This is a genomic window from Microbacterium sp. Bi128, assembly GCF_918698205.1.
The window spans coordinates 1-10762 of the sequence record NZ_CAKKMM010000118.1; the positions used below are offsets into that span (position 1 = coordinate 1).

At 65.7% G+C, this 10762-nt stretch carries 7 protein-coding genes; 5 read left to right on the forward strand and 2 right to left on the reverse strand.

Translation table 11 applies throughout. From position 1 onward, the window contains the following. Positions 1-36: 36 nt before the first annotated feature. The 5 genes from LQV45_RS10755 (at position 37) to LQV45_RS10775 (ending at position 7930) form a co-directional block, all read left to right on the forward strand. Complete coding sequence (locus LQV45_RS10755) at positions 37-1626, forward strand: ABC transporter permease subunit (protein WP_230007010.1); 1590 nt, start codon at positions 37-39, stop codon at positions 1624-1626. Further along, entirely contained in the window at positions 1623-2516 is an 894-nt protein-coding gene (locus LQV45_RS10760) for a sugar ABC transporter permease (RefSeq protein WP_230007011.1), read from the forward strand. The genes LQV45_RS10755 and LQV45_RS10760 overlap by 4 nt, the downstream gene beginning before the upstream one ends. Positions 2517-2894: 378 nt before the next feature. Continuing rightward, positions 2895-4196, forward strand: coding sequence for an ISL3 family transposase (locus LQV45_RS10765; protein WP_230007012.1), 1302 nt, complete (start codon positions 2895-2897; stop codon positions 4194-4196). A gap of 234 nt (positions 4197-4430) precedes the next feature. After that, the gene (locus tag LQV45_RS10770; RefSeq protein ID WP_230007013.1) at positions 4431-6521 is read left to right on the forward strand and encodes a carbohydrate-binding module family 20 domain-containing protein; all 2091 of its coding nucleotides are present in this window, start codon (positions 4431-4433) and stop codon (positions 6519-6521) included. A gap of 171 nt (positions 6522-6692) precedes the next feature. Then, positions 6693-7930 (forward strand): IS3 family transposase gene (locus LQV45_RS10775; protein ID WP_374208185.1). Its coding sequence is split into 2 segments (ribosomal slippage): positions 6693-6972 and positions 6972-7930, totalling 1239 coding nucleotides; the frame shifts between segments, so codons are not numbered across the junction. A gap of 941 nt (positions 7931-8871) precedes the next feature. Here LQV45_RS10775 and LQV45_RS10780 read toward each other — a convergent pair. Beyond that, positions 8872-9717 (reverse strand): undecaprenyl-diphosphate phosphatase, encoded by an 846-nt coding sequence (locus tag LQV45_RS10780; protein ID WP_230007015.1) that lies wholly within the window; start codon positions 9715-9717, stop codon positions 8872-8874. Positions 9718-9725: 8 nt separating this feature from the next. Then, on the reverse strand, positions 9726-10762 hold a 1037-nt coding region (locus tag LQV45_RS10785; protein ID WP_230007016.1), incomplete at its 5' end, for a M20/M25/M40 family metallo-hydrolase.

A 10762-nucleotide genomic window follows, 5' to 3' on the forward strand; every position in this document is an offset into this window, starting at 1 on the left:
GCCCTCGGGGGGGCACCCGACACTCGAGCAGGATCGATGACCCTCACCACTGAACCCCGCACCCCCGAGCGGGCCCCGTCCCGGCGTAGCACTCGGGCGGATGCGGTACCGACCACGACGGGCACGCGGGTGGCCTGGATGATCAAGCTGGTGCTAATCGCTCTGCTGGATGCGGTCGGCGGGTTCGCGGTGTTCACCCTCTTCACCCTCGACCAGGTCATTCCCGCCGCCGCGGTGCTGGTCGTCGTGGTCGCGTTGAACGTGGTGTACCTGAAAAAGGGGCTGCTGCCGGCGAAGTATCTCGCGCCAGGGTTGATCTTCCTGGTGGTGTTTCAGATCTTCGTGGTCTTCTACACCGGGTACATCGCGTTCACCAACTATGGCGACCAGCACAACGGCAGCAAGCAAGACGCCATCGAACAGATCATCCGCACCGCTCAAACCCGAGTGGAGGACTCCGCCCAATACCGGGTGGAGATCTACACGCAGGGCGACCAGCTGGGCATGCTCGTCGCCGACCCGGACGGGACCACGGAATTCGGTACCGCCGACACCCCCCTCGCCCCGGCAGGTGCCGCCCCGGCCGGGTGGACGAAGCTGACCCTGCAGCAGATCCTCGCCCAGCAAGACGAGGTGCTCGCCCTGACCGTCCCGTTCGATGACGACCCGAACTCCGGCACCCTGCGCACTGCGGACGGGTCCACCGCGTTCGTCTACACTTCCGCCCTGCAGTACGACGAAACCGCGGACACCTTCACCCGCACCGACACCGGTACCGTCTACACCGACGATGGAGAGGGTACCTTCCGGAATGCGGACGGGCAGCAGCTCGCCCCCGGCTGGCAGGTCCCGGTCGGCTTCGACAACTTCGCCCAGGCGTTCACTAACGACCAACTCCGCGACCCGCTGCTGCGCGTCATCGTCTGGACTTTCGCTTTCGCGTTCCTTTCCGTGGCTACCACCTTCGCCCTCGGACTGTTCCTGGCGATCGTGTTCAACCACCCCCGGGTGCGGGGCAAGAAGATCTACCGGGCGGTGCTGATCCTCCCGTACGCGTTTCCCGCGTTCTTGTCCGGGCTGGTGTGGGCGGGCATGCTCAACCCCGAATTCGGATTCTTTAACCAGGTCCTGTTCGGCGGGGCGCAAATCCCGTGGCTCTCCGACCCCTGGCTGGCCCGATTCAGCGTCCTCCTCGTCAACTTGTGGCTGGGGTTCCCGTACATGTTCCTCGTCTGCACCGGGGCGCTGCAGTCCCTCCCCGACGACGTCCTCGAAGCTGCCACTATGGACGGCGCCGGCGCGTGGCGGATCTTCCGGGCCATCAAACTGCCCCTCCTGCTCGTGTCCGTGGCGCCACTGCTGATCGCGTCGTTCGCCTTCAACTTCAACAACTTCAACGTCGTATATATGCTCACCCGCGGCTGGCCACGCTTCACCGACACCACCCTCGACATCGGCGCCACCGACCTGCTCATCACCCTCGTGTACAAGGTCGCGTTCGGTGGGGGAGGCGGCCGCGACTACGGCCTCGCCTCCGCGTTCGCGATCCTCATCTTCCTCATCGTCACCGTGGTCACCATTATTAGCTTCCGCCGCACCCGAGCCCTCGAGGACATCAACTCATGACCCCCTCGACCACACCCCTCACCACCGCCCGCCGGCCCCGACTCGCCCGATGGTTCACCGACACCGGATGCCGCCACGTCGTCGGGATCCTCGCCTGCATCTTCGCGGTGTTCCCGCTGCTGTACATCCTCAGCGTCTCTCTGGACTCCAGCGGCACCCTCACCGGCTCCAACCGCCTGTTCGAATCCTTCGACCTCACCAACTACATCAACCTGTTCACCACCGCCAACGTCCCCTTCGGGCGATGGTTTGCCAACACCCTGGTTATCGGCATCGTCACCAGCGTTGCCACCGTCTTCCTCGGCGCTCTCGCCGCGTACGCGTTCTCCCGTATGCGCTTCACCGGCCGCCGCCTCGGACTTCTCACCCTGCTGCTGGTGCAACTGTTCCCCCAGTTCCTCGCCGTCGTCGCGATCTTCCTGCTGATGATCAACATTGGTCGTGTGTTTCCCGCGATCGGGATCGGCACCCACGCCGGGCTCATCATGATCTACCTCGGCGGCGCACTGGGTGTGAACACGTTCCTCATGTACGGCTTCTTCAACACCGTCCCCGTCTCCATCGACGAAGCCGCCAAGATCGACGGTGCGGGGCACGCTCGTACGTTCTTCACCATCGTCCTGCCGCTGGTGACTCCGATCCTGGCGGTGGTGGGGCTGCTGTCCTTCATCAGCGTCACCAGCGAATTCATCATCGCCAGCGTCATGCTCACTACCCCCGAAGACCAAACCCTCGCCCTCGGCCTCTACACCTTGGTCTCCGGATTTCAGTCGCAAAACTGGGGCATCTTCGCCGCCGGGTCCGTCATCGCCGCCCTCCCCGTCGTCGCCCTCTTCCTATTCCTGCAACGCTTTATCGTGTCCGGCCTGTCCGCCGGCAGCGTCAAATAACCCCACCCCGCACCCACCGGAGCTCACCGTGTCAAAGATGTGTTGCGCCCCGGGTTCTTCAGAGGCTCGCGTTGACCCGTTCGCGTTGGGCGGCGGGCGCTTGGTGTGAATCGTAGTGATGCTGCTCGGCCTCGACGGGAGGGATCATCCCGATCGCGGAGTGCAGCCGGCGGTGGTTGAACTAGGGCGTGTCTCCCAATAGCCGTTGCCAGGTGAGAATTGCGCAGAGTGTGAAGCCTGCTCGGTAGGTGATGGCGAGCTTGTCGGGCTCTTCGCAGTTGAGGGTGTAGGTGAGGGTGGGCGGCTGGTTCGTGGATAGGCGTCGAGGTCTTCCAGGATGGAAGTTCTCACACTGCCCATTCGCCGGAAGACCTCGACGTGCACCACCCTACGTTCGCGACCCCTGACCTCACCACGTTCTGCCGTCTCGACGAGCTCGGTCTCGAAGCCGTCGGGCAACTCTTCGAGCCTGACCGGGCGGTGATCGAGTGCCGCGTCGTCGACAACGACCCGTGGTGCCGAGGATGCGGCGCCGAGGGCGTGCCGCGTGACACGGTCACGCGGCCGCTGGCGCATGAACCGTTCGGGCACCGGCCGACGACGCTGCTGGTCCGGGTGCGCCGGTACCGGTGCGATCACTGCCGCCGCACCTGGCGGCAGGACACGAGTCCTGCAGCGGAGCCGCGAGCGAAGATCTCCCGCGGCGGGATCGAGTGGGCACTCACGGCGATCGTGGTCGACCACCTCACCGTCTCCCGCGCCGCAGCAGGCCTCGGGGTGTCGTGGCACACCCCGAACACCGCGATCATCGCCGAGGGCAGGAAGCGGCTCATCGACGATGCCACCAGGTTCGACGGAATCACCACGATCGGGGTCGACGAGCACGTCTGGCGGCACACGAGGTTCGGCGACAGGTACGTGACGGTCGTGATTGACCTCACCCCGGTGCGCAACAAGACCGGCCCAGCCAGGCTGCTCGATATGGTCGAGGGGCGTTCGAAGGCCGTGTTCAAGCAGTGGCTCGCCGCGCGACCCGCAGCCTGGTCGAAGGCGATCGAGGTCGTCGCGATGGACGGGTTCAGCGGATTCAAGACGGCCGCAGCCGAAGAGCTCCCCGACGCGGTTCCGGTGATGGACCCGTTCCATGTCGTCCGCCTCGCCGGCGACGCGCTCGACCGGACGAAGCAGCGGGTCCAGCAGGACACGCTCGGGCACCGCGGTCACGCCGGCGACCCGCTCTACGGGGTCCGCCGCACCCTCCACACCGGCGCCAGCTTTCTCACCGAGAAGCAGACCGCCCGGCTCGACGCGGTGTTCGCCGTCGAGGAGCATGTCGAGGTCGAAGCGACCTGGGGTGTCTACGAGCGCATCGTCGCTGCCTACCGTGAGCCCGACAAGAACAAGGCGAAGGAGATGATGCGGGCCGTGATCGACTCCGTCAGCAACGGCGTCCCCGCGATGCTCAAAGAAGTCCACCGCCTCGGACGGACGCTCACACAGCGCGCCGCGGACATCCTCGCGTTCTTCGACCGCCCCGGCACATCGAACGGTCCGACCGAGGCGATCAACGGGCGCCTCGAGCACCTCCGCGGCTCCTCACTCGGCTTCCGCAACCTCGCCAACTACATCGCGAGATCACTACTCGAAGCCGGTGGATTCAGACCCGCCCTACACCCCTGATTCCGAAGAGCCCTTTAAGTGCACAGTCTCGTACTGTTTTTGCCACAAGTAAGCGCTTGCGACTTTCCCCCCGAAACGCAACAGACTGGCTTGATGCACCCCGAAACGCGGCCAGTTTTTCGTGGAAGCGCTTGCAGGTCGCGAGAAGTCTGGCTATCTTCTGACCGGTGGCGTACACATGGGTCGTGCGCCGTTGACATGCAGTTCGAAGACGAACCCAACGGAGGAATCCCCATGTCCGATACATCCACGACGTCCGCGAGGCCGAGACGGAGAACACGTCTCCTCGCGTCGCTCACGGCCGGAGTGCTGCTGGCCGCCGGCCTGACCGCCATGACGGCGCCCGCGATGGCAACCACTCCCCAACCCACGCCGACCGTCGCATCCGACAACGGCAGGGGCAACGTGATCGCCAACATGTTCCAGTGGACCTGGGACTCGGTCGCCGCAGAGTGCACGAACTCGCTCGGCCCCGCCGGCTATGGATACGTCCAGGTCTCGCCGCCCCAGGAGCACATCCAGGGCAGCCAGTGGTGGACGTCCTATCAGCCCGTCAGCTACAAGATCGAATCGAAGCTCGGCACGCGGTCCGAGTTCGCCGCGATGGTCGCGACCTGCCGCAGCGCGGGCGTCGGCGTCGTCGTCGACTCGGTCATCAACCACATGACCGGTGCCGACAACGGCTCCGGCACCGGCGTCGCAGGAACATCGTTCGGGGTCGACAACTTCCCCGGCCTATACAGCTCCTGGGACTTCAACGACTGCCGCAGCAACATCTCCAACTACAACGACCGCTACAACGTGCAGAACTGCCGACTGGTCTCGCTTCAGGATCTGCGCACCGGCTCCGACTATGTGCGGGGCAAGATCGCCGGGTATCTGAACGACCTGATCTCGCTCGGCGTCAGCGGCTTCCGCATCGACGCGGCCAAGCACATGCCCGCGGGCGACCTCGCTGCGATCAAGGCGAAGCTCACGAACCCCAACGTGTTCTGGGTGCACGAGGTCATCGGCGCTTCCGGTGAACCGATCCAGCCGTCCGAGTATCTCGGCAGTGGCGACTCGCACGAGTTCTTCTACGCCCGCGAGCTGAAGTCCCGGTTCGACGGCCAGATCAAGGACCTGCGGTCTATCGGCGACAACAAGCTGCCCTCCGACAAGGCGGGCGTGTTCGTCGACAACCACGACACCGAGCGCAATGGCGAGACCATGAACTACAAGTCGGGAGCGAAGTACACGCTCGCGAACACGTTCCTGCTCTCGTGGCCTTACGGATCCCCCACCGTCTACAGCGGCTACACCTGGTCCGACAAGGACGCGGGCGCGCCCGGCGCTTCCACGACGAGCGTTCCGGACGCCTCGTGCACCTCGTCCGCGTGGACCTGCACGCACCGCAAGACCGAGGTGACCGGCATGGTCGGATTCCACAACACCGTCGAAGGCACGTCGGTCACCAACTGGTGGGACAACGGCGGCAACCACATCGCCTATGGCCGTGGCGCGAAGGGGTACGTGACGATCAACAACACCGCGAGCGCGGTCACCCGCACCTACCAGACGTCGCTTCCCGCCGGGACCTACTGCGATGTCGTCGCGTCCTCGACCTGCGCGAAGACGTACACGGTGTCGGCGCAGGGCACGTTCACCGCGACGGTTCCCGCATACGGCGCACTGGCCCTGCACGTCGGAAAGCTCTCCGGCGGCGGAAACCCCGACCCCGAGCCGGGCACCGACACCACTACGGTGTTCTATTCGACCGAGAAGGGCTGGTCGGCGTACAACATTCACTACCGGATCGGGTCCGGCGCATGGACCGCGGTTCCCGGCGAGCCTCTCACCGCGGCCTGCACGGGGTGGGTCAAGCGTGAGATCGCCGCCGACGGAGCAACGATCACCGCGGCGTTCAACAACGGCGCGAGGACGTGGGACAACAACTCGTCGAAGAACTACACCCTCTCCGGGGAGAACGTCTCGGTGTCGTCCTCCGGCGTCGCCGCAGGCGACCCCTGCGAAACCACCGAACCGGAACCAGGCACGGGCACGACGAGCTTCGGCGTCAACGCGACAACCACGTGGGGCCAGAACGTCTACGTCGTGGGCAGTGTCGCGGCACTGGGCTCCTGGTCGCCTGACGGGGCGAAGCCGCTGTCGTCTGCCACGTACCCGGTCTGGTCGGCATCGATCGATCTGCCGGCCGGAACGTCGTTCGAGTACAAGTACATTCGAAAGGATGCGGCGGGAAACGTCACGTGGGAGAGTGGCGCAAACCGGACCGCCACCGTGCCCGCGAATGGCACGCTGACGCTGAACGACACTTGGCGATGATCTGAAGCAGAGCGCGGGTGCCTCAATAGGGCACCCGCGCTCTCGCTTGTTCTCATCTGGGCGCATACACCCGCCGAAGTCAGTCCATGGGGACGTGCTGGTTGTCCCATTGTCGAAGCCGTCTGAATCGGCCTGACTTTCGTTCCGTTCTTCAAGCAAGGATGGAAGACGATGAACAGGAAGTACTCGCCGGAGATGCGTGAGCGGGCGCTGCGGATGCTCTCGGAGACACGGCCGTCGCACTCGACGTTGATGAGTGCCGTGCGGCATGTCGCAGGGCTGTTGGGGATGAGCCCGGAAACGTTGCGGTTGTGGCAGCGGCAGGCCGAGGTCGACGCGGGCGCTAAGCCTGGCGTTACGACCGATGCGGCGGCGGAGATCAAGCGGCTGCAGAAGGAGAACGCCGAGCTGCGCAAGGCGAATGAGATCCTCAAGGCTGCGAGCGTGTTTTTCGCGAAGGAGCTCGACCGCCCCTGACCGTGATGATCCGGTTCATTGACGAGTACCGGGATCGTTTCGGGGTCGAGCTCATCTGCCGGGTGTTGCGCCCGGCGGTTCAGGGCTTCCTCACCGCGCGCGGGTATCGCGCCGCAGTCGGCCGTGGCCCGTCGGCCCGGCAACTGAGGGACGAACTCCTCGTCCCGGAAGTGGCCAGGTTGCATGCGGAGAACTACGGCGTCTACGGGCGCCGGAAGATGCATGCGCTGATGCGCCGGCAAGGCTGGGACATCGGTCGGGACCAGACCGAACGCCTCATGCGCCTCGCCGGAGTTCGCGGCGTCCGCAAGTCCAAGCGCGTGTTCACCACCCGCTCGGACAAGACGATCGCGCTGCCTGGCGATCTCGTGAACCGTCGATTCACCGCACCAGCGCCGCGGCGACTCTGGGTCTGCGACGTGACTTACGTCGCGACGTGGTCCGGGTTCGCATACGTTGCGTTCGTCACCGACGTCTACTCGCGGCGCATCGTCGGGTGGAACGTCGCATCGACGCTCCGCGCCGAGATCCTGCCGCTGCAGGCGCTCGATATGGCTGCCTGGGGTGCCGGCGGGGACCTCACCGGACTGACGCATCACTCGGACCACGGGTCGAACTACATGGCGATGGTCTACACCGACCGGATCGTCGAGCTCGGCGCTGTGCCTTCGACCGGGACAATCGGCGACAGCTACGACAACGCCCTCGCCGAGGCGATCAACAATCTCTACAAGACCGAGCTCATCCGTCAGCGCGGCCCCTGGCGGACGGTCGAGCAGGTCGAACTTGCGACCCTGGAATGGGTGTGGTGGTGGAACAACCAGCGGCTCCATGGCGAGCTCGACATGCGCACCCCCGTTGAGGTCGAGCAGGCGTACTACGCTGACCTCGAATCAGCCAATCCGGCCCCTGCCGCACAAGGCTACCGATAGGAACGAAAGTCAGGCCGATTCAGTCCGCATTCTTCCCCTCCTCTGAGTGTCTACGCTGGACACGAGGAGCAGCGACCTCGCAACCCGAGCTCGAGCATTGGCGAAGCGCGAACTCGTTGACGTGCCACGACGATGGGCGCACGTGCAGGGCGTGGCGGCGACCGCCGGCGAGGTCGCACCGTGCCTGGATCCTGTCCACGCCGATGAGATCGTCGCCGCAACATGCACTGATTGAGCCGAAGAAGCCGCGCACACCGGTCACCCCTCGGGGGCGAGTTGGTCGAGGATCCGTGCAATCTCCGGATTAACGCCCCGATCGCGCTCGATGTAGCGCCGGCGTTGCACTTCACTCGATTAGGAGACACGCCCTAGTGCTGCGCCGATAATCGACGTTATGTCAGTTCGCCGACTCACACTGCCCGCCGTCCCCGGGCAGTCTTCACTCGGTCACCGTCAGCCTTCGGCATAATCGCGCCGACGGCGTAATGCCTGGCACCGGGGGTGGCAGCGGGGCGGCAACCGCCACAGCGCGTCCGCGAGCAGTCATCACCTACGCCTGTACGAACTTCTCTCCGGCACGGGTGAGGGCAACAGGAGTTGCGCCTCGAAATCGCGTAGCGGTCGTCCGATCTCTCGGCTTTTGCCGACGCCGGAGACCCCCATCACCACCACGGCGCCGAACCCGGGCCCGGCCGCATCCGCTTCAGTGGTCACCAGTCGTGCACGGTTCCGTCGGCGAGGCGGTTGTAGGGCAGGTAGGCCTGCACGTAGGGGTACCTGCCGGCCTCGTCGAGGTCGAGCTCCACGCCGATGCCGGGCTTGTCCCCCGCATATTCTGGAAGACTGGCCCCAGTTTGGGTTAGGGGCAATTCGACGAGCGATATGAATGATTGCCGCGACCGAGTCGTTCTGGTCCTTTGCGCTGGTAGTCACTGATCGTCTCAGCCGGTGATGGCAGAGTACGCCGGCAGCACGCCGAGGGTCAGCAGGATCATGACCAGCACGCCCAGGGCGACGCGGTAGATCACGAACGGCAGGAAGCTGCCGCGTCGGAGATACCGCATAAGGAACGCAATCACCACGTAGCCGACGATAAACGCCATGACTGTTGCGATGCCCGTCTCCACGAGGTTGTACGGACCGGTGCCTTCGCTGGAGCTTTTGTAGAGCTCGTAAAACCCGCTGGCGAAGACGGCGGGGACGGCGAGCAGGAACGAGTACTCCGCCGAAGCGGTGCGCGTGTAGCCGAGCGCGCGACCGAGGGTGGTGGTGGCACCCGAGCGCGAGACGCCAGGGACGAGCGCGAGGGCCTGTGCGAAGCCGTAGGCGATGCCGTGCGGGTAGGTGAGGTCGTCGAGGTCGCGGCGTCGCTTTCCGTAGTGGTCGGCGAGACCGAGCAGGATGCCGAAGACGATGAGCACGACGGCGGTGATCCACAGGCTCCGGAAGTTGTCGCGGATGAGGCTCTGCAGCAGCACGCCCAGCAGGGCGATGGGGATCGTGCCGATGATGACGAGCCAGCCCATGCGGGCGTCGGGGTCGTTGCGCGGCACCTTGCCGGTGAGCGAGCCGAACCACCGCGAGATCACGCGGGCGATCTTCTTGCGGAAGTAGATCAGCACCGCCAGCTCCGTGCCGATCTGGGTGATCGCGGTGAACGTCGCGCCGGGGTCGGTCTGCGACGGCAGGAACTCGCCCACGATGCGCAAGTGGGCGCTGGAGGAGATGGGGAGGAACTCGGTCAGGCCCTGGACGAGCCCGAGGATGATGACCTCGAAGATGTGCATGGAGTCCTTCAGTACGTCCGGATGAGGTCGGCGAGGACTCGACGACCGAACTCGAGCGCGTCGACGGGAACGCGCTCATCGACACCGTGGAACATCCCGGTGAAGTCGAGATCGGACGGGAGTCGCAACGGCGCGAACCCGTAACCGGAGATGCCCAGGGCGGCGAGGGCCTTGTTGTCGGTGCCGCCGCCCATGAGGTACGGGATCACCGGGACGCCCGGGTCGTGCCGCCCCAGCTGGGACACCATGGCATCCACGAGGTCGCCCGAGAACGGAACCTCGAGACCGATGTCGCCGTGGACGACCTCCACCTCGATGCCGGGGCCGACGATGCGTCGGATGTCGGCGAGCGCCGCCTCTTCCGTTCCGGGAAGCACCCGCACGTCGATCAGGGCTTCGGCGCGGTCGGGAATGACGTTGTGCTTGTATCCCGCGGTCAGCCCGGTCGGATTGGTCGTGGTCCGCAGCGTCGAGCGGATGAACCCGGATGCCGCGCCCGTGCGCAACGCGAGGGCGTCGGGGTCGCGGTCGTCGGCGCCGGTCATCTCGGCCAGGCCCGCGAGCAGTTGCGTCGTCGTGTCGGTGAGCGTGATCGGCCAGTCGGCGCGGCCGAGCGCGGCGACGGCTTCCGCCACGGCGGTGACGGCGTTGTCGGGGTGCAGCGCACTCCCGTGACCGGCGCGGCCGCGGGCGACGAGCTTGATCCACAGGAGCGCCTTCTCACCGACCTGCAGCAGGTAGGCACGACGGTCGTCGACCGTGATCGAGTAGCCGCCGACCTCGCTGATGGCCTCGGTCGCCCCGGCGAACCACTCGGGGCGATCGCGGATGACCAGCGCCGAGCCCTCGACCCCGCCGTTCTCCTCGTCGGCGAAGAACGTCACGACGATGTCGCGCTCGGGCTGCTCCCCCGCCCGCAGCACATCGGCGACGGCCGTGAGGATCATGGCATCCATGTCCTTCATGTCGACCGCACCGCGGCCCCACAGGATGCCGTCGCGGATCTCGCCCGCGAAGGGGTCGACGCTCCAGTCCTCGGCGACGG